The organism is Candidatus Methylomirabilota bacterium, assembly GCA_035936835.1.
In the GTDB taxonomy this organism is placed as follows: domain Bacteria; phylum Methylomirabilota; class Methylomirabilia; order Rokubacteriales; family CSP1-6; genus AR37.
The window spans coordinates 19,502-43,471 of sequence record DASYVT010000135.1 but is presented as its reverse complement, the minus strand read 5'-3'; the positions used below and the strand labels follow the sequence as shown (position 1 = coordinate 43,471).

Annotated in this window: 13 protein-coding genes; 9 read left to right on the top strand and 4 right to left on the bottom strand. The window is 68.4% G+C overall.

Annotation, left to right across the window (positions count from 1 at the left end):
• Positions 1–98: 98 nt before the first annotated feature.
• Together VGV06_11670 and VGV06_11665 are read right to left on the bottom strand one after the other, a co-directional pair.
• The gene (locus VGV06_11670; protein ID HEV2055813.1) at positions 99–974 is read right to left on the bottom strand and encodes a DMT family transporter; all 876 of its coding nucleotides are present in this window, start codon (positions 972–974) and stop codon (positions 99–101) included.
• Positions 975–1,274: 300 nt separating this feature from the next.
• The gene (locus VGV06_11665; protein HEV2055812.1) at positions 1,275–1,922 is read right to left on the bottom strand and encodes a phosphoribosyltransferase family protein; all 648 of its coding nucleotides are present in this window, start codon (positions 1,920–1,922) and stop codon (positions 1,275–1,277) included.
• Positions 1,923–2,037: 115 nt separating this feature from the next.
• Between VGV06_11665 and tsaB the strand changes: the two genes are divergently transcribed.
• From tsaB to VGV06_11635, 6 genes are all read left to right on the top strand, one after another.
• Positions 2,038–2,721, top strand: a complete 684-nt coding sequence (gene tsaB / locus VGV06_11660) for a tRNA (adenosine(37)-N6)-threonylcarbamoyltransferase complex dimerization subunit type 1 TsaB (protein HEV2055811.1) — start codon at positions 2,038–2,040, stop codon at positions 2,719–2,721.
• A 32-nt stretch (positions 2,722–2,753) separates the two neighbouring features.
• Entirely contained in the window at positions 2,754–3,224 is a 471-nt protein-coding gene (gene rimI, locus VGV06_11655) for a ribosomal protein S18-alanine N-acetyltransferase (protein HEV2055810.1), read from the top strand.
• Positions 3,225–3,285: 61 nt separating this feature from the next.
• The gene (locus tag VGV06_11650; GenBank protein ID HEV2055809.1) at positions 3,286–3,927 is read left to right on the top strand and encodes a YceI family protein; all 642 of its coding nucleotides are present in this window, start codon (positions 3,286–3,288) and stop codon (positions 3,925–3,927) included.
• Between the two features lie 69 nt (positions 3,928–3,996).
• Positions 3,997–4,986, top strand: a complete 990-nt coding sequence (gene meaB, locus VGV06_11645; protein ID HEV2055808.1) for a methylmalonyl Co-A mutase-associated GTPase MeaB — start codon at positions 3,997–3,999, stop codon at positions 4,984–4,986.
• A gap of 102 nt (positions 4,987–5,088) precedes the next feature.
• The gene (locus tag VGV06_11640) at positions 5,089–7,107 is read left to right on the top strand and encodes a (Fe-S)-binding protein (GenBank protein HEV2055807.1); all 2,019 of its coding nucleotides are present in this window, start codon (positions 5,089–5,091) and stop codon (positions 7,105–7,107) included.
• A gap of 4 nt (positions 7,108–7,111) precedes the next feature.
• Positions 7,112–8,899, top strand: a complete 1,788-nt coding sequence (locus VGV06_11635) for a CoA-transferase (protein HEV2055806.1) — start codon at positions 7,112–7,114, stop codon at positions 8,897–8,899.
• A gap of 303 nt (positions 8,900–9,202) precedes the next feature.
• On the opposite strand, the gene VGV06_11630 is transcribed toward VGV06_11635, so the two are convergent.
• A complete protein-coding gene (locus VGV06_11630; protein ID HEV2055805.1) occupies positions 9,203–9,613 on the bottom strand; it encodes a VOC family protein in 411 nt (136 codons plus the stop codon).
• A 138-nt stretch (positions 9,614–9,751) separates the two neighbouring features.
• Here VGV06_11630 and VGV06_11625 point away from each other — a divergent pair, with 138 nt between their 5' ends.
• Both VGV06_11625 and VGV06_11620 read left to right on the top strand, forming a co-directional pair.
• Positions 9,752–13,090 (top strand): adenylate/guanylate cyclase domain-containing protein, encoded by a 3,339-nt coding sequence (locus VGV06_11625; protein ID HEV2055804.1) that lies wholly within the window; start codon positions 9,752–9,754, stop codon positions 13,088–13,090.
• Between the two features lie 36 nt (positions 13,091–13,126).
• Complete coding sequence (locus VGV06_11620) at positions 13,127–13,609, top strand: DinB family protein (protein ID HEV2055803.1); 483 nt, start codon at positions 13,127–13,129, stop codon at positions 13,607–13,609.
• A 298-nt stretch (positions 13,610–13,907) separates the two neighbouring features.
• On the opposite strand, the gene VGV06_11615 is transcribed toward VGV06_11620, so the two are convergent.
• Positions 13,908–14,510, bottom strand: a complete 603-nt coding sequence (locus VGV06_11615; protein HEV2055802.1) for a DinB family protein — start codon at positions 14,508–14,510, stop codon at positions 13,908–13,910.
• 774 nt (positions 14,511–15,284) lie between these two features.
• Between VGV06_11615 and VGV06_11610 the strand changes: the two genes are divergently transcribed.
• Positions 15,285–23,798 (top strand): glucoamylase family protein, encoded by an 8,514-nt coding sequence (locus VGV06_11610; GenBank protein ID HEV2055801.1) that lies wholly within the window; start codon positions 15,285–15,287, stop codon positions 23,796–23,798.
• Positions 23,799–23,970: the final 172 nt, after the last annotated feature.

Below are 23,970 nucleotides of genomic sequence, written 5' to 3'. Positions count from 1 at the left end.
AGCGGCTCCGTGACCGGGGAGCCCGATGACCACGGCGCAACGGTCGTCTGGAGTATAAGCCGTCTTAGGCGAAGGCGCGTCCTTCCCGGGTTCAATGATCAGCGCCGGGTCGTCAGGACGACGCCGGCGATCACCACGGTGGCGCCGACGGCGTGATACCAGCGGATGGGCTCGCCGAGGATCCCCCACGAGAGTCCGATCACCAGGAATGGGATGAGATTGGTGAAGACCGCCGCCCGCCCTGCCCCCACCGTGCGGATGCCCTGGTAGAACCAGAGGTGCCCGAGCGTCACCGGGAAGGCGCCGTAGAGGACCACGCCCCAGCCGGCCCAGCCGGCGCGCGTGAGCGGAGTCCATCCCTCGACGGCCAGCGCCAGGGGCAGCAGCAGCACGGAGGAGACCACGTGGGCCCCGGCCATGATGGTCACGGGCGCCAGCTGAGTCGTCGTCGCCCGGCTGTAGAGCGCGTAGGTGACCCAGCCGATCTCGGAGGTCAGGATCAGCAGGTCGCCGTGGTTGAAGGAAAGGGTTTGCAGCGTCTGGATCGAGCCGTGAGAGATGGTCAGGACCACGGCAGCCACGGTCAGCGCAATGCCCGCCATGCCCGCCCGCGACATCCGATCGCCGAGCCAGAGCGCGCCGATCACGGCGACGACGGCGGGAGCCGCCGCCCCCAGGATGCCCGCGTTGATCGGGCTCGTGTACTTCATCCCCCAGAACCAGATCGTCGTGTTGCCCACGAGCCCGGTCAGGGAGAGGACGATGAAGGTCGTGTAGTCGCTGCGCCTCAAGGTCGGCAGGGGGCCCTGCAGAAGCCTTGCTAAGAGGAGGAGCACGGGTGTCACGAGCACGGCGCGCGCGGTCGTCAGCGTGATCGGGCCCAGCTCGGCGAGACCGATCTTGCTCACGGGGTAGTTGCCGGCCCAAAGGAGGGCGACCAGTGAGAGCAGGATGTACGCGTCTCGGTGGCTCATCGGAGTGTCGTGCGCGTGAGGCGCCGGAGATGGTTCGGCCCTGCCGGGATGGGGCCGACAGGGCCGAGCGCCAGAACGGGCGCCTTACCTCTTCTTCTTCTTGGCTGCCTTCTTCTTTTTCGCCATCGTGTCACCCCCTCCCGCACCCGCGCGTCCCGCGGTTAGGTCGGTCTTGTCGTGACTCTACGGGCAGGCCCCAAGGAGTGTCAAGGGGAAAATACACGATACGGTGTCGAGAAGGCGATCGGACCCCATATCTTGGGGGCGGGGTTGGAGGGCCGCGGCGCCACCGACGGAGCCCTAGCTCGGCTCGCGCACCGAGGAGGGCTTGCGGTGCTCGCGACGGCGGACGAATTCCTGGTTGAGCGCCATCCCCTTCTTGCACATCGGGCACTGCTCGGGCGGATACGTCGGGAAGTCGCGGCTCACGAGGCTGAAGATCTCCTTGCCCGCGACCTCGGCCTTCTTCGTGCGGCGCCAGAGGGCGCCGATGCCGATGACCTGCCCTCCCAGCTCCTCGACGAGATCGCTCAAGAGCTTGACCGTGGTGCCGGAGCTGACGAGGTCTTCCACGATCAGCACCTTGGTGGCGGGGCGGATCAGCCGGTGGAACTCCGCAGGCAGCGTCACCTTGCGCTTCCCCGCGCTCACGCCCTTGGTGCCGTACATGAGGGTGGGGCGCGACGGGTGGGCGCGCGCCACGCAGTGGGAGAGGATGAGCGCGCCGGGGCCGGTCGAGAGCACCACGTCGATAGGCCACGGGGCGAAATGCTTGGCGATGACGGCGCCCAGCCCTTCGGTGAAGGAGGCCTCCGTGGTGACCAGAGTCTTTTCGATGTACTCGCTCGTGTGCTGCCCCGACGGCAGGAGGATGTGGTCGTTGGCGTGGTAGGCGCCGGTGCGCTTGAGGATTTCCAGGTGGATCTTCTCGCGTACTTCGGCGTCCATGCGGGCGTTTTCCTTCGGGGTCGGCGGGGTCATGGAGGCTTAGGATGACGGCCGGGGCGCGGCCTTGTCAATGCCAAAGATGCCCCGGAGAGGCGCGTGGTAAACTTTGCGGATTATGAAGCTGCTCGCCGTCGAGAGCGCCACGCTGTCGGGCGGAGTCGCGCTGCTGGACGACGACCGCCTGCTCGGCGAGATCACGCTGAACATCGCCATCACGCACTCGGAGCGCCTCATGTCCGCGGTGGACCGCCTGCTCACCGACTGCGGCCTCGCTCCGGCGGATCTGGACGGTCTCGCCGTCTCCGTGGGGCCGGGCTCCTTCACGGGGCTCCGCGTGGGCTTGGCGACCGTCAAGGCGCTTGCCATGGCGCTCGACCTGCCGGTGGCCCCCGTGCCGACGCTCGACGCGCTCGCCGCCCGTCTACCCTTCGCGGATGCTCCCGTCTGCCCCATCCTCGATGCGCGCAAGGGAGAGGTCTATCTCTCGCTCTACCGGTGGAGCGGGAGCGGGATGGAGCGGCAGTGGGACTACCTGGCGCTGCCGCCGGAGTCGGCGGCGGCGCGGCTCGAGGCGCCGATTATCCTGCTGGGCGACGGGATCGAGGCCTGCCGCCCCTGGCTCCATCGGCTGGGCGAGGGCGCTCGGGTCACTCCGGCCGCCCAGCGATTGCCCTCGGCGGCCGCCGTGGCCGTACTCGGGCGCGCTGCGCTCGTCGCGGGCGGCGGCGTGAGCGCCGAGGCGCTGGCGCCGCTCTATCTCCGCCCGTCGGAGGCCGAGCTCAAGGCGCGGCGGGGCTGAGCGGCGTGGACCAGGAGCTGACTGCGGCCCCGATGGCCGTGAGCGATCTCGACCAGGTGCTCGACATCGAGCGCGCGTCCTTCCCGACTCCATGGACCCGCGCGGCCTTCTGCTACGAGATCGAGCAGAACAAGGTCGCCCGCTGCACGGTGCTGCGCGGCCGGCGCGGGATTGTCGGCTACCTGTGCCTGTGGGAAATCGGCCACGAGATCCACATCACCAACCTGGCCGTGCAGCCCGAGTGGCGGCGGCGCGCGGTCGGTCGTCGGCTGCTCGCCGGCGCGCTGGCTGAGGGGATCGCGCGCGGCGTGGCCCTGGCGTTCCTCGAGGTGCGTCCGAGCAACACGCGGGCGCTGGCGCTCTACGAGAGCCTGGGGTTCCAGGTCATCGGTAGACGCATGGGTTATTATTTCGACACAGGCGAGGATGCCCTCGTCATGGAGGCGCGGCTGGGCGGCGATGCCGCCCAGGCCGTGGCTGGGAACCAGAGCACGGGCTCCTGAGTTATTCCCGCGACGCGCGACTTCCGCGCGGGGCTACGTAACCCCCTGGAGGAAAAGACCGATGATCCGACGACTCATCGTGGCTGTGCTTGCCCTGGCCGTGGCCCTGCCGGCCTGGGCATCGGCGGAGCCGATCAATCTCAAGATGCTGTCGAACTATTCGCGCGCCACGTTCAAGACGGACGCGCCGCTCGAGACGATCGTGGGTACTACGGCGGGGCCCGCGGTGACGGGCACCCTCACCGTGGATCCGCTCAAGCCCGCAGGCGGCACGGGCGTGATCAAGGTGGACCTGACCACGCTCACCAGCGGTCTGGCCAAGCGTGATGCGGACATGCAGCAGCCGCAGTACCTCGACACGGCCAATGAGGCGAACAGGTTCGCCGTCTTCGAGATCAAGAGCATCGACATCGAGGGGCCGCTCGAGCCGGGCAAGGAGATTCTGGCCAAGGTCCGGGGCATTCTCACGATCAAGCAGAAGCCCTTCGAGACCGTGGCCGATGCCCGCGTGACCTATATCAGGCTCACGCCCGCGCAGGTCGAGGCTCAGAAGCGGTTCGGCTTCACCAGCGACAATGTCAAGGCGCGCGTCCGATTCGGCACGACCTTCAGCAACCACGGCATCACCATCCCGCAGTTGATGTTCCTCAAGCTGTCGAACGAGATCCAGCTCGAGACCGACCTGACCTTCGTCAAGCAGTAGCCGTAGCGGCGCCCCGGAGAGGCTTGCCGCGTCTCTGGGGCGCCGCCCCAAATCTGCTAGAATCGCCGGGTGCTTCCCCCCGAGCCCGCTCCTCAGCAGAAGCTCGTCGAGCGTATGTTGGCGGGCGACCGTCTCGCGCTGGCCCGCCTCATCACCCGCGTCGAGAACCGCATGCCCGGCGTGGCCGAGATCATGCGCTCCGTCCAGCCGCGCCTGGGCCGCGCGCACCTGCTGGGTGTCACCGGGCCTCCGGGCGCGGGCAAGTCCACGCTCGTTGACCGGCTCACGGCCAGGCTCCGCGCGGAAGGCGCCAGCATCGGCGTCATTGCCGTCGACCCGTCGAGCCCCTTCACGGGCGGCGCCGTCCTCGGCGACCGCATCCGCATGCAGGCGCACACCCTCGATCCCGACGTCTTCATCCGCAGCATGGCCACCCGCGGCAGTCTCGGAGGCCTCGCCGCCGCGACGGGAGACGTCATCAAGCTCATGGACGCCTTCGGCTTTCCGTGGATCCTCATCGAGACGGTCGGCGTCGGGCAGACGGAGCTCGACATCATCAGGCAGGCGGACACCACGGTTGTGACGCTCGTGCCCGAATCCGGCGACTCCATCCAGGCGATGAAGGCCGGGCTCATGGAGGTCGCGGATATCTTCGTGGTGAACAAGGCCGATCGCGACGGAGCGCATGCGCTCATGGGCGAGCTGCGCTTCTCGGTCCACCTCCACTACTCGAGCAGCGTGGCCGCCAAGGACATCGACTGGGAGATCCCCGTGCTGGCCGCCCAGGCGACCAACGACGTGGGCGTCGCCGAGCTGCTGGCGGAGGTGAAGCGCCACCGCCGGGTCCTCGAGGAGGCGGGCGCGCTCGAGAAGCGGCGCCAGGCGCGGCGGAGGGCGGAGCTTCGCACGCTCCTGGTCGAGGAATTCGCGGGGCGCGTGATGGCTCAGGTCGAGCGGGACCCGGAGCTGATCGCGGTCGTCGACGCCGTTGCGGGCGGTACGCTGGACGCCTACTCCGGCGTGGAGCGCATCCTGGCGCGGCTGCTGCACCAGCCTTGACACATCCTGGGCCCCAACGCACTATGATGCCCAACCGTCGCCTCGAACGGAGGTTTCGCTACCCGAGCGGAGGTTTTGCTACCCGAACGGAGGTTTCGCTAGATGTCGCCCTCTCACCAGTGGTATGGGGTCATCCCCGGCGCGGTGTTTTTCTACGCGCTGATCGTGGTTGCCGTCGCCCTCTTCGCGCGCCGGGCGACCTTCCTCACCCGCCTCATGCTGACCGGGAAGCCGGCCGCCCGGTGCGACCACGTGCCCGCGCGCCTCGGCTCCGTCATCGTGAACGTCCTGGGCCAGGCGAGGCTCCTGCGGGGGGACTTCTGGCCCGGGCTCATGCATGCCACGATCTTCTGGGGCTTCTGCATCCTGACCCTCGGCACGCTCGAGTTCTTCGGCAAGGGCGTGACAGAGGCGTTCTACCTCCCGCTCCTTTCGAACACCCCGGCCTACCTGATCCTTCAAGACGCCTTCAGCCTGGGGGTCATCGCGGCCATCGCGTATGCGATGTTCCGCCGGCTCGTGACCAAGCCGCGCCGCCTGACGATGTCCACCGAGGCGCTGTTGATCCTGCTCCTCATCTTCGGTCTCATGGTGACGGACCTGGCTGCCGATGCCGGCCGGATCCTCCTGGCCCCGGCCCCGAGCGATCGCTGGCAGTTCGCCGGCCGGGCGTTGGCGCTCGTCTCGGCAGGGCTCCCCCACGGGGCGGTGCAGGCGCTCTTCCACATGTCTTGGTGGCTCCATGCCGTGCTCCTCCTGGGCTTCCTGGTGTACCTGCCGTACTCGAAGCACCTGCACATCATGGCCGCCCCGCTCAACGTGTTCTTCGGGCCGCAGACCCCGAAGGGCCAGTTCCCGACCGCGGACCTGGAAAACGCCGAGAGCTTCGGAGTCGGCGCAGTGACGGAGTTCACCTGGAAGGATCTCTTCGACCTCTACAACTGCACGGAGTGCGGGCGGTGCACGTCCGGCTGTCCTGCCAACGTCAGCGGCAAGGAGCTGGACCCGAAGTGGCTCATCCTCAACCTCCGGGAACACCTCCTGGAAGGCGGCCAGAGGCTGCTCGCCCCAGGGCTGCTCGCCAAGGCCGAAAACGGCGGGCACGAGACGGCCCATGAGGTGCCCATGGTGGGCGGAGTCATCAAGGACAACGTCCTCTGGGCCTGCACGACCTGCCGCTGGTGCGTGGACGCGTGCCCCGTGTTCATCGAGCACGTGCCGAAGATCGTGGACATGCGCCGGTGGCTTGTGCTGACCGAGTCGAGGTTTCCGGCGGAGCTGCAGCCCACGTTCCGCAACCTCGAGACCAACGGGAACCCGTGGCAGATGTCGTGGCAGACGCGGGCCGACTGGGCGAAGGACCTGGGCGTCAAGGTCATGAGCGACGTGAGCCAAGCCGAGTACCTCTACTGGGTCGGCTGCTACGGGTCTTTCGACGAGCGCAACAAGAAGGTCGCGCGGGCGTTCGTGAAGCTCCTGCAATCCGCCGGAGTGGATTTCGCCATCCTGGGCAACGAGGAGAAGTGCACGGGCGAGCCGGCCCGTCGCCTGGGGCACGAGTACCTGTTCCAGACCCTGGCCCAAGGGAACATCGAGACCCTGAAGCGCTACCGGTTCCAGAAGATCATCACCGCGTGCCCCCACTGCTTCAACACCATCCGGAGCGAGTACCCGAACTTCGATGGCCACTTCAAGGTCATCCACCACAGCCAGCTGCTGGACGAGCTGATTCAATCGGGCCGGCTCCGCGTCTCGCGCGAGCGGGATGAACGGATCAGCTATCACGACCCGTGCTACCTGGGCCGCTACAACGACGTGTACGACGAGCCACGGCGCGTGCTCCGCTCCATCTGCAGGAGCGAGCTGATCGAGATGCACCTCCACCGGGAAAAGGGGTTCTGCTGCGGCGGCGGGGGCGGCCGCGTCTGGCTCGAGGAGAACGAGGGCCGCCGCGTGAGCCAGGTGCGCGTGGAGCAGGCCATGGAGGTGAATCCCGACATCCTGGCGTCGGCATGCCCCTTCTGCCTGACCATGTTCGAGGACGGGGTGAAGGGCAAGGAGGTTGCCGACAAGATCAAGACCCGGGACATCGCCGAGATCCTCGCCGAGAGCCTCGAGTAGCACGATGGACGCCGCCTACCACGACGTGATCAGGCGGCGCCTCGAGCTGCCGCTTCACGAGGGACCGGACAAGACCGCGACCCTCGAAGAAGCCGTGCGTCGCCACGTCAAGGCCGGCGACACGCTCTATTTCGGCGCCGCCCACGGCCGCGCCAATGTCCTGGTCAGAGAGATCACGCGCCAGTGGTGGGGCAAGCGCCCGGACTTCACGCTGGCGGCCATCGGCATCGGGTCTCCATGGACCGCTCTCATCCACGGCGGCCTCGTCCGCCGCGTCATCACGACGTTCATGGGCGAGGGCTATCCCTTCCCGACACCGCAGGCCCTGATCTCGCGGGCGGTGCTCGAGGGGCGGCTCGAGGTCCAGAACTGGTCCATGCTGACCCTGCCGCTCCGGCTTCTTGCCGGCGCCATGGGTGTGCCATTCCTCACGACGAAGTCGCTGCTCGGCTCCTCCATGGAGGAGGACAACGCGCGCGCCGGCGACTTCATCGCCGCCGCCGACCCGTTCGGCGGCGAAGGGCGCGTGGGCTATGTCCGGGCGCTGGTGCCCGACGTGGCGCTCGTTCATGGATGGGTGGCTGATCGCGCGGGCAATGTGCTCACGGCGGCGCCGCTCAACGAGAACCTCTACGGCGCCATGGCCGCCGGACGCGGTGCCATCGTCACGGTCGAGCGCATCGTCTCGACGGATTTCATCCGGCGCCATTCGAATCTGGTCAAGCTGCCGGCTCAGTACGTTCGGGCCGTGGTCGAGGCGCCGCAGGGCTGCCATCCGGGCGGCATGTATGCTATGGGCGTGCCCGAGCTCGAGGGCTATGCCGAGGACCTCGAGTGGATCCTCGAGTGCCGCCGCGCCTTCCGGAAGCCCGAGACCGCGGACGCGTGGATCAAGGAGTGGATCCTCGAGGTGCCGGACCAGCAGGCCTATCTCGCCAAGCTCGGCTATGCCCGGATCATGGGGACCAAGGGGCGGGCGCATGCCGACGCGTGGGTCTCCGAGCTCGAGTCGCTGTCCTCGACGCTGCCGGCGCCGGGCGCGCCGGCCTCGCCGGCCGAGTGGATGGTGGTGACGGCGGCCCGGCTGCTCGGCGAAAAGGTGCGCGCGCACGGCTACAAGAGCTTCCTCGCCGGTGTCGGCAACTCCAACCTTGCCGCGTGGCTCGCCGCCTATGAGCTCAAGCAGTCGGGCGTGGACGTCGAGATCATGGCCGAGACGGGCATGGTTGGCTACCTGCCGCGCCCCGCCGAACCCTTCGTCTTCTCCTTCCGCAATTTTCCCACGTGCAAGATGCTGACGGACATCCTCCACGTCATGGGCATCTTCATGGGCGGGCGCCACAACGCGTGTCTCGGCTCGCTCGCCGCCGGCCAGATCGACAAGTACGGCAACATCAACTCGACCATCATCCCTGGGAAGACGTACGTCACCGGCTCGGGCGGCGCCAACGACATCACTTCCTCGGCGAGGGAGGTGGTCGTGTCCCTGCCGCAGTCGTCGCAGCGCTTCGTGGACAAGGTGCCGTACATCACGGCGCCCGGCCGCACGGTGCGCACGGTCGTCTCCGATCTCGGCGTCTACGAGAAAGTGCACGAGGACGGCGCGCTCAGGCTCACCGGCGTCTTCGGCAACCGCCCCGAGGCGCAGGCGGTCGAGGCGGCGCGCGCGGCCTGTGGCTGGGATCTCGCCGTGGCGCCCGGGCTCAGGCGCTTCGAGCCGCCGACGTCGGACGAGCTGGGGCTGATCCGTCTATTCGATCCGCGCCGGTACTTCCTGGGCGAGTTCACATGATCGGCATCTTGATCTTGTCCCCATGATCGGCATTTTGTCGGTCGGCGGGCACGTGCCGCCGTAGCGGCTCTCGGGCAAGGCGCTGGGCGCGGTCTGGGGTGGCGACGGGGCCGGCGAGCGCGCCGTCGCCAACTACGCGAGGACAGCCTGACGATGTCCTGCGACGCCGCCCTCAACGCGCTGCACGGGCGGGATCTCAAGGGCATCGGCCTCTGTCTTGGAGAGCAGTGCCGCCTAGGCGAGAGGACTCCCTGCGCTGGCAGCTGGACGCAATTGCAGCGGCCTTGGCGCGCTGGGCGAAGCTCAGGCGGCGTGCGGAGCGCTGAGCTCGAGCTGGATATTGTCAGGGTCGCGGAAGATGAGGACGTAGATCCCGAAGGCCGGCCCGAGATCCCGGATCTCTGAGTGGGCCACGCCCCGCTGATCGAGCACGCGCACGGCGTGCTCGAGGTCGGCCCGGCTCGCCACCCCGAAGCTCAGGTGATCGAGGCCGATCCGGTTTTCGTCGAAGCGGTCGCCCTTGATGGCGCGGGCGGGTTCGGGGTGAGGACCGATGCCCAGCCCCATCCGGCCGTTGCTCAGGTAGGCTCCCGGAGTAAGATCCATGAGCTTCTTGAAGCCCAGGACCTCGGTGAAAAACGTGACGGTCCGGTCGACGTTGCTGACCGTGAGCCGGAGGTGGTGGACACCCTGCGTTGCAATGGGATCGGCCATGGGGATACCTCCCTTATCTGAATCGGTCTGGGTTGCATGACTTTCTGCTCGTCGTGCCAGCTTGTCAAGGGCTTCACCGCGATGCTAGCCTAAGGCACGTTTCGGGTGTCCGGTCAGCCTGAGGGAGGCGCAGCGCGGATGAAGTGCTCCCGATGTCAGCACGACAGCCCGCCCAACGCGAAGTTCTGCGAGGAATGCGGGAGCGCGCTCGCCACCCGGTGCGCCGGCTGCGGCACCGAGATCTCGCCGGCCGCCAAGTTCTGCGCCGAGTGTGGCCGGCCGGTCGCCGCGGCCGGTCAGCCTCGGTTCACCTCGCCAACCGCGTACACCCCGAAACACCTCGCCGAGAAGATCATCAGCTCGAAGGCCGCCCTCGAGGGTGAGCGGAAGCAGGTCACCGTCTTGTTCGCCGACCTCAAGGGCTCAATGGAGCTCCTGGCCGACGGCGATCCCGAGGACGCCCGCAAGCTCCTGGACCCGGTGCTCGAGCGGATGATGGAAGCGGTGCACCGCTACGAGGGCACGGTGAACCAGGTGATGGGTGATGGCATCATGGCGCTCTTCGGCGCGCCTCTCGCTCACGAGGACCATGCCGTGCGCGCGTGTTACGCGGCGCTCCGGATGCAGGAAACGGTGAAGGCGTACGCCGAGGAGCTGCACCGCGACCGCGGGCTCCCGATCCACATCCGTGTCGGCCTCAACTCGGGCGAGGTGGTGGTGCGCTCCATCGGGAACGACCTCCACATGGACTACACGGCTGTCGGGCAGACCACCCACCTCGCCGCCCGCATGGAGCAGATGGCCATGCCGGGATCGATCCTCGTGCCGTCGGAGACGCTGAGGCTGGTCGAGGGCTACGTCCTCACCCGGTCACTCGGGCCGCGGTCGGTCAAGGGCCTGGAGGTGCCCCTCGAGGTGTACGAGGTGACGGGCGCCTCGCCGATCCGGTCTCGTCTGCACGCGGCGGCGGCGCGCGGCCTTACGCGCTTCGTCGGGCGCGACCCGGAGCTCGAGCAGCTCGACCGGGCGCTCGGGCGCGCCAGATCCGGGCACGGGCAGGTCGTGGCCGTGGTGGGGGAGCCCGGCGTGGGGAAGTCGCGTCTGTACTGGGAGTTCACCCGCTCGCATCGCACGGAGGGGTGGCTCATCCTGGAATCCGCCTCCGTCTCCTACGGCAAGGCGACCGCCTATCTTCCGGTCATCGATCTGCTCCGCGCGTACTTCAAGGTCGAGGACCGCGACGAGCCCCGCGCCATCCGGGAAAAGATCACAGGCAAGCTGTTCACCCTCGACGAGCAGCTCCGTGGCGCGCTGCCCGCGTTCCTGTCGCTGTTCGGTGTGCCCGTCGCCGACGGTCAGTGGGAGTCGCTCGGGGCCGCCGAGCGCCGGCAGCGGACCCTCGACGCCGGCAAGCACCTCATCCTTCGCGAGAGCCAGGTCCAGCCCGTCCTGCTCCTCTTCGAGGATCTGCACTGGATCGACGACGAGACGCAGGCGCTGCTCGAGAGTCTGGTGGAGAGCCTGCCCACCGCCCGTGTCCTCCTGCTCGTCAACTACCGGCCCGAGTACCAGCACGGCTGGGGCGGCAAGAGCTATTACACGCAGCTCCGGATCGACCCCCTCACGGGTGAAGGCGCGGCGGCGCTGCTCGACGCCCTCATCGGCGCGGCTCGCCCGCTCGATGCGCTGAAGCGCTTGCTCATCGACCGCACGGAGGGCAATCCCTTCTTCCTCGAGGAGAGCGTGCGTACGCTCGTCGAGACGCACGTGATCGTCGGGGACCGGGGCGCCTTCACACTCGCCAGGCCGGTCGAGACGATCCAGGTCCCCGCCACCGTCCAGGCGGTGCTCGCGGCCCGCATCGACCGGCTTCCGCCCGCGGTCAAGCACCTGCTCCAGTCAGCAGCCGTCATCGGCAAGACCGTGCCGGTCGCCCTTCTCGAGGCCATCGCGGAGACGCCCGCTCTCGAGCTCCGGCGCGGGCTGGCCCAGCTCCAGGCCGCCGAGTTCCTCTTCGAGACGAACCTCTTCCCGGAGCTCGAGTACACGTTCGCGCATGCCCTCACCCTGGAGGTGGGGTACCAGGGCGTCCTGCGCGAGCGCCGGCGCCGGCTCCACGCGAGCGTCCTCGGCGTCCTCGAGCAGCGCGTCGCGGACCACGCCCCGGAGAAGGTCGAGGTGCTGGCCCATCACGCGGTGCGGGGCGAGATGTGGGCGCCCGCGGCGTCCTATCTCTACCGGGCAGGGGCCACGGCGCAGGCGGAAGCGCGGTACGTGACGGCGATGACGTTCTACGAGGCGAGTCTCGACGCGCTCCATCATCTGGGCGAGGCGGCGGACCGTGGCCTCGAGCTCGACGCCTATCTCGATCTGTGGTCCACCCGGATCTCGGCGAGCCGACTTGACGGGCTCGGCGAGCTCGGCACCAAGGTGGAAGCCCTCGCGCGCGCCTTGGGGGACGGTCCACGGCTCGCCCGCGTGCAGGTCCGCCAGGCGCAAGCGATCGCCTTCACGGGGAACATTCCCGGCACGCTGCAGTCGGCCATCGATCGCGCCCGGGAGGCGGCCACCTGTGCCGACGCGTCGGATCTCAGGACCCGGAGCTACGCGCGGTTCATCGAGGCGGTGGCCTGTCGGGACCTCGGGCGCGTCGAGGAGGCGGTCGAGGAGTTCGATGTCGGCATCGCGCTCTTCGCGACCGCCGTGGAGGGCGCCAGGGAGCCGGGTCTCGTCTACCCGATCTACGTGAGCCTTTGCGGGTGGCGGTCGGAGGCGCACGCCGCGCTCGGACGCTTCGACACCGCGCTCGCGTCAGCCACCGAGGCCCTCCGGATGGCCATGGAAATCCATCACGTCTCCAGTCTCTCGATCGCGAATGCCTTCCTGGGTTACGTGCACATCATGCGGGGCGACGTGGAGAACGCGATCCCGGTCCTCGAGCGCGGCCTCGCGATCGCCCAGGAGCACGACCTCGTCCATGGCATCTGCGCCAACGCGGTTTATCTCGCCTGGGCCGCACTCCTCACCGGCAATCACGCCCGCGGCCTCGAATGCCTCGCGCGAGGACTCGAACGGCCGGCGGGCGCACTGCTGCAGTGGACGCGCTACGGGACGGTGACGGCGGCCGCGTATCTCGCCGCCGGTCGGCCCGCCGAGGCGCGGCAGCATATCGTGCGGGGCCTGGCGGAGGTCGCCGCGCGCGACGCGCGCGGCTATCGCGCCCCGCTCCTGCGGCTGGAGGCAGAGGTTCTGGTCGGTGAGGGCGAGGAGGCCGTGGCCCGGCAGCGCGCCGAGGAGGCCCTCGCGGTGGCGGTCGAGATCGGAGTGCCCCCCGAGATCGGCCACTGCCACGCCGCTCTCGGAAGGATCGCGGCGCGTCTCGGTGAGAAGGCGACGGCCGCGCAGCAGCTCGCGGCGGCGCAGCGGATCTTCGAGGAGCTCGGGATGGCGTTCTGGGCCGGTCGCGTCGGAAATTAACCGGGCGTTGGCGTTCACCAGACACAGGAGGCAGCCATGGGAGCACGAGCCGAACAGCTGGCCAGCAAGCTCGATCAGTCCTGTCGCGAGATCAACGCGGCAGTCGAGCGGCTGAGCGATGCCGAGTGGAAGACGGTGGCGTCAGCCGAGCAGTGGTCTGTCGGCGTGGTCGCCCATCACGTCGCCGAGTCGCATGCGGAGGAGGCCGGGTTCGTCCAGATGATCGCCAAGGGCCAGCCCGTGCCGCCTCTCACGATGGAAATGATCGACGAGGGCAATGCGAGGCACGCCAGGGAGCACGCCAACGTCACGAAGGCCGCGACGCTCGCACTCCTGCAGACAAACGGCGCACAGGCGGTCGCCATGGTGCGCGGGCTCAGCGATGCCGAGCTCGACCGGAGCGGAACACTCCTGGTCGGGACGCCGCCTGTGACGGCCGCGCAGGCGATCCAGGAGATCCTGATCGACCACGTCTACGAGCACCTGGAGAGCATCAAGGCGACCACGAAAGCGAAGTAGCGCCGCGCGTCATTGGACCCTGGTCCAATACCGCAGGGGGACAGAGGGCGTAGATAACATAATGCCCGTTCTCAGTCATGGCCCGCCGCGCCCGAGGGTCTTCCGTCGGGACCTGCCTTCTCACAGTTCTCGAACATTACGTACACCATCAAGCAACGTCGTGTAACGAGGGTCATTCGTGCGGGCGCTGGGCGTGGACTGAGAACACTGGCCTTGGCCAGACTCGAGGGTGCGGGTGCTCGAGATTTCCGGCCCTCCGCCAGCTTACGCCCAGCACCATGGGTGCTGGGCAACACCGTCAATTCCCGGGGCGACCGAGTAGCCGAGCCACGTGATCCGCTTCACCCAAGTGTTCATAGCTGTGGCCAATCGCCTCAACGCAGAGCAGGAACCACCGCGGTCGTGTCGTCATAAGTTCGGCGACGTATTCGGCTCCCGGGCCCAGGTGGCCGGAGGCGAGAGCCCGCTGACCCGCTCCAGCCACCGGTTTGTCAAGGTCGTCAAAGTCGCTCGCGGTTAAGCCAGACCGTGTTTCTTGCGCCACGGCGGCCCGATACGCACGCACGGCCGCCACGTCGACTTGGGCGCTGAATTGGGCAACCTCTTCGGCGCTCATGCCGGTACCTATATCCCGCCGTGTCACCCCGAGCCGTGCCTGCCAGTTCCCACGGTCGATCACCTCCGGTACACCGCGCACGCCGGTGTTGATCGTCAAGTCCTCAACCCGGGCGATGTGCCACAGTAGCCACACAATGGAATTGTGGTGCTCGAGACACTGGCGCAACTGGGCGTCAGTAAGTCCCGCCAGGATGGAATCCTGTCTGCTCGGCGCCCCCGGCGTCGTGGCGGCGTGGACGTGAGCGTGTTGGGTCAAGAACACCTGCGGTATCGAGCTTTCCATCCTTGGCTCCTTCCTTTCCAGCCGCGATACCTGTGCGCGCCGCGGCGAACCAACTCATCTTCCCACAAATGTCTTTCGGACAATCAAGAAGGTCTCATAAATTTATTCTAAATTCTGACGTCGTTGAGACCGGAAGCCTCCAAGAACGGCCGATCAGCGCGGAGCCGGAAAGGCGAAGCTAGAGGGGGTCGTCGTCGCCCATGTCAAAGCGCGGCCGGCCTGTGCCCTCGGTGCTGTCGTCCCAGGCGCTGGTGCGCCAGTCATCGAGCTCATGGTCCGCGGCGCGCATCTCGCTGCCATGCAGCAGAACGGGCTACGCGCCTGGTGTCACGATCCATCACGACTGCGGCCGATTCGACGCCCCCGGCCGCCGCGAACAGCTCGCGCAGGCGTTCGTTCGACGTGGAATTGGCCAAGCCTCCGATGAAGAGTGTGTGCGCCATGGTGAGCCTCCAGACAAGACTCCCGCAGGGAATGGCAGTTTCTGGATCGCGGACGAGTGAAGCAGAGTTGAGGTCTGGTGAGGAGGGAGGCCCGCGACGAACCGACGGCCGGGCCAGACACAAGGATCAGGACACATCTGCATCCCGGCGGTGCTCTTAGTTTCGAGCCGCGCGGGGCAGAGGCTTCCTGTACACTGTTGCCCTCTCGAAGACGCGCTGTGCGGGGCCGGGCGCCCCCGCCACCCTCTCGAATTCTCGGGCAGTTCACGGTCTTCCTTCGGCGCCGCCACCGTTTCTCGCGGCTCACGCTCAGGGCACGACAGGGAGATCCATGGCAGCCGCTCATCGGTCGATGGAGCTGACCCCCGAGACGCTCGAAGAGCCGATCCGGGCGGAGCTCTTCGGTGTCGAGCGCTTCGAGCAGCACGCCGAGAGCCTGGCGGCCGCCCAGCCCGTCCTCAGCGGATTCGTCAGGGGACGTCCACTGCTCCCGCGCGTCCAGGACAACGGGCGCGTGTTGCGCGAGACGTATCGCGCGGTCGCCAAGGCGATCCGCGAAGAACGCTCGATCGTGCCGGCGGCGGAATGGCTCGTCGACAACTTTCATATCGTGGACGAGCAGCTGCGCGAGATCCGCGACGACCTGCCGGCGGGCTTCTATCGCGAGCTGCCCAAGCTGGCCGGCGGGCCTTTCGCCGGCTATCCGCGCGTCTACGGCATCGCCTGGGCCTTCGTCGCGCACACGGATAGCCGCTTCGATCCGGACCTTCTCCGCCGATTCGTGCTCGCCTACCAGCGCGTCCAGCCGCTGACCATCGGCGAGCTCTGGGCGGTCGCGATCACCCTGCGGGTCGTGCTGGTGGAAAATCTCCGGCGCCTCGCGGAGAGTATCCTGCGCGGGCGCGCGGCACGCGAGGACGCCGACGCCCTGGCGGACGATCTCCTTGGCCTCCGCGGCGACGAGACGGGGCCGGCGACACGGACGCTCCGGAAGCTCGAGGAGGCGCCGCTGAAGACCGCCTTCGCCGTGCAGCTCGTCCAGCGACTCCGCGACCAGGATCCGGCGGTGACACCCGCCCTCGTATGGCTGGATCGGCGCCTGGCGGCCCAGGGGACGACATCCGACGAGATCGTCCGCGTCGAGCACCAGCGGCAGGCCGCGATGAACGTCACCGTCCGGAACGTGATCATGAGCATGGGCCTGATGTCCGCGCTCGACTGGACGGAGTTCTTCGAGAGCGTCAGCATGGTCGACCGCGTGCTCCAGGCGGACGTCAACTATGCCGCGATGGACTTCGCGACGCGCGACAGCTACCGGCACGCGATCGAGGAGCTCGCAAGAGGCTCGAGCCGCGCCGAGTTCGACGTCGCCCGTGAGGCGATCGTTCAGGCGGCGCGAAGCGAGGTGCGCGACGGCCGCCGGAATGATCCCGGGTTCTATCTCGTCGGGGCCGGGCGCCTGGCACTGGAAGCGACCCTCGGCTTCCGGACCTCCATGCCGCGACGGCTGCTTCGCGCATATATCGCGGCGGCAACCTTCGGGTACGTCGGTACGAATGCCCTCCTCACCCTGGGCCTTCTCGCGCTGCCCCTCATGGCCGCCTGGGCATCCGGGGTGGGACCGGCGGCTCTCGTCGTGCTCGGGCTGCTGGCCGCCGTCCCGGCCTCGGATCTGGCGATCGCGTTGGTGAATCGCTTCGTCGCAGCGGTGGTCAAGCCGGGCTCGCTGCCCCGGTTCGAGCTTCGCGATGGCGTCGGGCCGACCCTGCGCACCATGGTCGTCGTTCCGACACTGCTGGCTTCCCGCCCCGAGATCGACGAGCAAATGGAGCGGCTGGAAGTGCACTACCTGGCGAACTCGGACGGTGACCTTCGCTTCGCCATCCTCTCCGATTGGACGGACGCGCCCACGGAAACCATGTCGGGCGACGAGGATCTTCTGGCGGCGGCGCGCGAGAGCATCGCGGGGTTGAACCAGCGCCATGGAACGGCCGCGGATGGCGGCGACCGATTCCTCCTCTTCCATCGCCGCCGGCTCTGGAACGAGCGAGAGGGGCTCTGGATGGGGTGGGAACGCAAGCGGGGCAAGCTCCACGAGCTGAACCGCTTGCTTCGAGGGGCCACCGATACCTCCTTTCTGCCGGCTCCGAGCCCCGGCGCCGCGGCGCCGCGGGACATCCGCTACGTCATCACCCTCGACGCGGACACACGTCTGCCGCGAGGCGCCGTCAACCGGCTGGTCGGTACGATGGCGCATCCGCTCAATCGGCCGAGGCTTTATTCAAAGACGGGTCGCGTCGTCGAAGGGTACGGCGTGCTGCAGCCCCGGGTCACGCCGCCCCTGCCGGGGCGCCAGGGTTCCATCTTCCAGCAGCTCTCGTCAGGTCAGTCCGGCATCGACCCGTACGCGGCGACCGTGTCCGACGTCTACCAGGACCTTTTCGGAGAGGGCTCCTACACGGGCAAGGGGATCTACGACGTGGACGCGTTCGAGTCGGCCCTGGCGGGACGGGTGCCGGAGAACGCGCTGCTGAGCCACGATCTCTTCGAGGGGCTGTTCGCGCGCGCGGGACTGGTCACCGACGTCGAGCTGTTCGAGAGCGCGCCCTCGCACTACGGCGTCGCCGCGGCCCGCCAGCATCGATGGGCGCGTGGCGACTGGCAGCTGCTGCCATGGATTCTCCGGGCGCGGATTCCGCTGATCGGGCGCTGGAAGATGGCGGACAATCTGCGCCGCACCTTGTCGGCCCCGACCGCTTTTCTCACATTGGTCGCCGCGTGGGCCATGCGGGGCACGTCACCCGCGATGTGGACTCTGTTCGTCCTCGCCACCATCGCGGTCCCGGCGCTCCTGCCGGTCCTCAACGGGCTGATTCCCCGGGGGCGCGGCATCTCCAAGCGCAGCCACCTGCGCGCGGTCGGTCGAGACCTCCTCCATGCCGTCTCGCAGACCGCGTTCGTGATCACCATGCTGGCGCATCAGGCCTGGCTGATGAGCGACGCGATCGTGCGGACGCTCGTTCGCGTGTATGTGACGCACCGCCATCTATTGGAGTGGGTCACGGCGGCACAGGCAAGGTCCGGACTCGGGCTCGATCTCTGGGGCTTCTATCGCCGCATGGGCGGGGGGCTTGCTCTCACCCTGTGCGCGGCGGCCATCGTCGGCTGGCGGCGGCCCGAGGTCCTGGCCGCTGTCGTGCCCTTCCTGCTGCTGTGGATAGCCTCCCCTGCGGTGGCGCGATGGGTCAGCTCGCCTAGGCTCGCCGCCCGGACCTCGCCCCTGTCCGCGGCCGACGCGCGCGCCCTCCGGTTGATCGCGCGCCGGACGTGGCGGTTCTTCACCACGTTCGTGGGGCCTGAAGATCACTCGTTGCCCCCCGATAACTTCCAGGAAGACCCAAAGCCGGTCGTGGCTCATCGGACCTCGTCCACGAACCTGGGCCTCTATCTCCTGTCAACCGTGGCCGCTCGAGATTTCGGATGGATCGGCACGCTCGACGCCGTCGATCGGCTGGAGGCCACGCTCCAGACGATGCAGCGCCTCGAGCGTTTCCGCGGTCACTTCTTCAACTGGTACGACACGACGGACCTCCGTCCGCTCGATCCGCGGTACGTGTCGTCGGTCGACAGCGGCAATCTCGCGGGCCACCTCATCGCGCTCGGCCAGGCCTGTCGGGAGATCATCGAGCGGCCGCTCCTGCCTCAGACGGCTCTCGCCGGGATCGAGGACGTCGCGCTTCTCGTCCGTGAGTCGGCGCGCGCCCTGGCCGCTGGCCGGCGTACGGGTTCGGTCACCCGGCACCGGCTGGACGAAGCCCTGGATGCCGTCTTGGCGGCCGTCAAAGAGGTGCCCGAGGCGGCCGAGTGGTCGGCGCGACTCGCCGGGCTCAAGGCTCATGCCCGCGCCGTGACGGACCTCGCGCGGGGCCTGGTCGAGGACGATCGCAGGAGCTCGCCATCGGAGGAGCCTTCGGAAGAGGTGATCGTCTGGGCTCTCGCCTTGCACGCCACCGTCGAAAGCCATACCCGTGATCTCGATGGGACGAGCCCGATGTCCGAGCTTCTGATCCAGCGTCTGACGAACCTTGCTCAGAGCGTAGAAGCGGTGGCCAGGGGTATGGAGTTCGGCTTCCTTTTCGATCCGGTGCGCAAGCTCTTCTCGATCGGCTACCGCGTCCCTGACGGCAGCCTGGACTCTGGCTACTACGACCTTCTCGCCTCGGAGGCCCGCCTCACGAGCTTCGTCGTGATCGCGAAAGGCGATGTCCCCGTCTCGCACTGGTTCCGGCTGGGCCGCGCCTTGACGCCGGTGGAACAGGATTCCGTGCTCGTGTCCTGGTCGGGCTCGATGTTCGAGTACCTGATGCCCGCCCTCGTCATGCGCGCGCCGGCGGGAAGCCTGCTTGATCAGACGTGCCAGCTTGTGGTCCGCCGCCAGATCTCGTATGGTGCGGAGCGCGGCGTGCCGTGGGGAGTCTCGGAGTCTGGCTATAACGCGCGCGACCTCGAGATGACCTATCAGTACTCGAACTTCGGCGTGCCCGGCCTCGGGCTCCGGCGGGGGCTGAGCGACGATGTCGTCGTCGCCCCGTACGCGACCGCGCTGGCGGCCATGATCGATCCAGGGGCCGCGGTCCGAAACTTCCAGCGTCTCGCGGAAGCCGGCGGCAGCGGCATATACGGTTTCTACGAAGCCCTCGACTACACGCCGTCTAGGCTTCCGGAGAACGCCGAGGTGGCCGTTGTCCGCGCGTACATGGCGCACCACCAAGGCATGTCGCTCGTCGCCCTCGACAATGTGCTTCACGGCGGGATCATGCGCGCGCGCTTTCACTCCGAGCCCCTCGTCCAGGCGACCGACCTCTTGCTGCAGGAGCGGACACCGCGAGACGTCGCGGTCGCCCGACCGCCTGCGGAAGACGTGATGACGGTTGGCGACGCGCGAGAGTTCGTCCCTCCGGTCGTTCGGCGCTTCACCACGCCCCACGGAGCGCTCCCGCGCACGCATCTCCTGTCGAATGGGCGCTACGCGGTGATGGTCACGGCCGCGGGCGGAGGCTACAGTCGCTGGCGCGGCATCGCCGTGACCCGCTGGAGAGAGGACGTCACGCGGGACGTGGGGGGCACGTACGTTTACCTCCGCGATGCGCACAGTGGGCAGGTCTGGTCGGCCGGCTACCAGCCCGCCGGACGGGAGCCGGACAGGTACGAGGTGGTGTTCTCCGAGGACCGGGCCAGGATCGCCAGGCAGGATGGCTCGATCACCACCACGCTCGACGTGCTCGTCTCTCCGGAAGACGACGCTGAGGTGCGCCGCGTTTCGGTCATGAACCTGGGCACACGAACCCGGGAGATCGAGCTGACATCGTATGCCGAGGTCGTGCTGGTGCCGCCGGCAGCCGATGCGGCCCACCCGGCGTTCTCGAACCTCTTCGTCCAGACCGAGTGCCTCCCCGAGCTGGACGTGGTGCTCGCGACGCGCCGGCCGAGATCGCCTGACGAGCCGCGGCTCTGGCTGGCGCACGTGGTGGCCGTCGAGGGCGAGACAGTCGGCGACCTCCAGTGGGAAACCGACCGCGCCCGGTTTCTCGGCCGTGGCCGCGGGGTCCGGATACCCCTCTCGCTGATCGAGGGCCGGGCCCTCTCCAACACCGTAGGCTCCGTGCTGGATCCGATCGTGAGTCTGCGACGGCGGGTGCGTATCCCCCCGGGCGTCACCGTTCGGGTGTCGTTCTCGACCATGGTCGCGCCGTCGCGCGTGGAGGCCCTTGGCCTCGCCGAGAAGTACCGCGACGCGGTCACGTTCGACCGTGCCGCCACCCTGGCGTGGACCCAGGCCCAGGTGCAGCTGCACCATCTCAGCATCGGGCCCGACGAGGCCCACCTCTTCCAGAGCCTCGCCCGCCGCGTGCTCTTCCTGGACCGGACGCTCCGGCCCTCCGCCGACGTGCTCACGCGTGACACGGGCGGTCCCGCGGCGCTGTGGCCGCACGGGATCTCGGGGGATATCCCGATCGTCCTGGTGCAGATCGACGACCCCGACGATGTGGGCATCGTGCGGCAGCTGCTCCGCGCCCACGAGTACTGGCGGATGAAGCAGCTCGCGGTCGACCTGGTGATCCTGAACGAGCGGGCCCCGTCGTACGTGCAGGATTTGCAATCCTTGCTGGAGACGCTGGTCCGCACGAGCCAATCGGCAGCTGCCCATGACGGACACGCGCCGCACGGCAGCGTGTATATCCTCCGATCGGACCGCATCACCCCTTCACAGCACGATGCCCTGCTCACCGTGGCCCGCGCGGTGCTGTCGAATCGGCGTGGGACATTGGCCGAGCAAATCACGCGCGAGCAGCGACCCGACGCTCCGCCGATCGCTCCCCTGCGGCGGCCGCCCGTGACCAAGCCGCTGCCGGACCTCCCGTTGCCACGGCCGGAGCTCGAGCTCTTCAACGGCCTGGGAGGCTTTGCGGCGGACGGCCGGGAGTACGTGACGATCTTGGAGGGCGAGCAGGCGACGCCGGCGCCCTGGATCAATGTGATCTCGAATCCGGTCTTCGGCTTTCAGGTCTCCGAGTCGGGCTCCGGGTACACGTGGTCGGCCAATAGCCGCGAAAACCAGCTCACACCGTGGTCGAATGATCCGGTCAACGACGCGCCGGGTGAGGCAATCTACGTCCGGGACGAGGAGAGCGGCGAATTGTGGAGTCCGACGGCGCTGCCGATCCGCGAGGCCGGCCAGCCCTACACGGCGAGACACGGCCAGGGCTATAGCCGCTTCGACTACGTCTCGCACGGCATCTCGCTCGAGCTGCTGCAGTTCGTGCCGCTCGAGGACCCGATCAAGGTGTCCCGCCTGACGGTGAGGAACGCGTCGGGCCGGACGCGGCGGCTGTCGGTGACCGCCTATGTCGAGTGGGTTCTCGGCGTGTCTCGCAGCGCCTCCGCGCCGTTCATGGTGACCGAGATCGACCCGGATACGAAGGCGATGATCGCGCGCAATACCTGGGCCAGTGACTTTGCCGGCCGCGTGGCGTTTGCCGATCTCGGCGGGGCGCAGACGGCGTGGACGGGTGACCGGACGGAGTTCCTGGGGCGGAACGGTGTTCTCGAGCGGCCCGCGGCCCTCATCCGCGAGGGCCGCCTCTCCGGGCGGGTCGGCCCCGGCCTCGACCCGTGCGGCGCGCTCCAGACCATCCTCGAGCTTCGCGCGGGGGAGCACGCCGACGTCGTGTTCTTCCTCGGCCAGGCCGCGACTCGCGAGGAAGCGGGCGCCTTGATCGCGCGCTATCGGACGGCCGACCTCGACAGGGTCCTGCGGGCCGTCGAGGCCCGCTGGGACGAGGTGCTTGGCGCGGTCCAAGTGAGGACTCCGGACCGGTCCATGGACCTGCTGCTCAACCGCTGGTTGCTCTACCAGACGCTCGCGTGCCGGGTCTGGTCGCGCTCGGCCTTCTATCAGGCGGGTGGAGCCTATGGATTCCGCGACCAGCTCCAGGACGTGATGGCGCTGTCGGTGGCGACGCCGGGAATCGCGCGCGAGCACTTCCTTCGAGCGGCGGCCCGCCAGTTCGTGGAGGGCGACGTGCAGCACTGGTGGCACCCTCCCTCCGGTCGCGGCGTCCGCACGCGAATTTCCGACGATGCGGTCTGGCTGCCGTACGCCGTCCTCCACTATCTGGACACCACGGGCGACGCGGCGGTGCTGGACGAGGTCGTGTCCTTCCTCGAGGGACCGACACTCGCGACGGGACAGGACGAGTCGTATTTTCAGCCCGGCGTGTCATCGGAGCAGGGGACACTCTTCGAGCACTGCGCCCGCGCTCTCGACCGGGCTCTCGCCGTCGGCGCGCACGGCCTTCCCTTGATCGGCACGGGCGACTGGAATGACGGTATGAACCGAGTCGGCCGGGAGGGGCGCGGGGAAAGCGTCTGGCTCGGGTGGTTTCTCCATGCGACGCTCCGCGAATTCGCGCCTGTGGCCGAGGGCCGTGGCGACCAGGCGCGTGCCGCCGCGTGGCGAGAGCATGCGGGCGCGCTCAAGGTCTCCCTGGAAGCGCAGGCGTGGGACGGCGACTGGTATCGCCGCGCCTACTTCGACGACGGCACCCCGCTCGGATCCACGAAGAGCGAGGAATGCCGGATCGATTCGATCGCGCAGTCCTGGGGAGTGATCTCGGGCGCCGCGGAGCCTGCCCGCGCGGCGCGGGCAATGGCCGCGGTCGACGAGCATCTGATTCGGCGGGACGAGGGACTCATGGTCCTCCTCGCTCCGCCATTCGACCGCACGGCCGTCGACCCCGGCTACATCAAGAGCTATCCTCCGGGCATTCGCGAGAACGGCGGCCAGTACACCCATGCCGCTCTCTGGTCCGTGATCGCCTTCGCCACGCTGGGCGAGGGAGACAAGGCGTACGGGCTTTTCTCGCTCTTGAACCCGATCAACCATGCGAACACCCGCGCGAAGGCCGATCGCTACAGGGTCGAGCCGTATGTCGTGGCCGCCGATGTGTACGCCGAGCGTGCCCACGTCGGACGCGGCGGCTGGACCTGGTATACGGGTTCGGCGGGGTGGATGTACCGGGCCGGCCTGGAATGGCTGCTCGGATTCCGTGTGCGGGGGGAGTTCCTTCACCTCGACCCGTGCATCCCGCGTGGCTGGCCGCGCTTCGAGATCGTCTTCCAGTATCGCTCGGCGCGCTACGAGCTCACGGTGGAGAACCCGCGCGGTGTCTCGCGCGGCGTCTCGAGCGTGGAGGTGGACGGCGCCTCTCTGGCCTCCGGCGGCGGGCCGCTCCGGCTCACCGATGACGGCGCCACCCACTCCGTTCGCGTCGTGCTCGGCTAGTCAGGCCGGCTTCGCGGGCCAGGGGATCTGCAAGGCGTCGAAGCGCTGCGCCGGGCGGATGCAGCTGATGACCACGATCGATGCCCCCGTCGTCATCCAGCGGATCCTCGCCCATCTCGGGCTCCCGGGTGCGAGGGCCCGCCCGTCGCCCCCGTACTCCGGTGCTGCGGCG

Excerpts from the sequence above, each read along its gene's own strand:
- VGV06_11670 (HEV2055813.1), bottom strand. The coding sequence starts at position 974 with ATGAGCCACCGAGACGCGTACATCCTGCTCTCACTGGTCGCCCTCCTT.
- VGV06_11665 (HEV2055812.1), bottom strand. The coding sequence starts at position 1,922 with ATGGACGCCGAAGTACGCGAGAAGATCCACCTGGAAATCCTCAAGCGC.
- VGV06_11635 (HEV2055806.1), top strand. The coding sequence starts at position 7,112 with ATGGACGCCGCCTACCACGACGTGATCAGGCGGCGCCTCGAGCTGCCG.
- VGV06_11625 (HEV2055804.1), top strand. The coding sequence starts at position 9,752 with ATGAAGTGCTCCCGATGTCAGCACGACAGCCCGCCCAACGCGAAGTTC.
- rimI (HEV2055810.1), top strand. The coding sequence starts at position 2,754 with ATGGCCGTGAGCGATCTCGACCAGGTGCTCGACATCGAGCGCGCGTCC.
- tsaB (HEV2055811.1), top strand. The coding sequence starts at position 2,038 with ATGAAGCTGCTCGCCGTCGAGAGCGCCACGCTGTCGGGCGGAGTCGCG.
- VGV06_11640 (HEV2055807.1), top strand. The coding sequence starts at position 5,089 with ATGTCGCCCTCTCACCAGTGGTATGGGGTCATCCCCGGCGCGGTGTTT.
- VGV06_11650 (HEV2055809.1), top strand. The coding sequence starts at position 3,286 with ATGATCCGACGACTCATCGTGGCTGTGCTTGCCCTGGCCGTGGCCCTG.
- VGV06_11630 (HEV2055805.1), bottom strand. The coding sequence starts at position 9,613 with ATGGCCGATCCCATTGCAACGCAGGGTGTCCACCACCTCCGGCTCACG.
- VGV06_11615 (HEV2055802.1), bottom strand. The coding sequence starts at position 14,510 with ATGGAAAGCTCGATACCGCAGGTGTTCTTGACCCAACACGCTCACGTC.
- VGV06_11610 (HEV2055801.1), top strand. The coding sequence starts at position 15,285 with ATGGCAGCCGCTCATCGGTCGATGGAGCTGACCCCCGAGACGCTCGAA.
- VGV06_11620 (HEV2055803.1), top strand. The coding sequence starts at position 13,127 with ATGGGAGCACGAGCCGAACAGCTGGCCAGCAAGCTCGATCAGTCCTGT.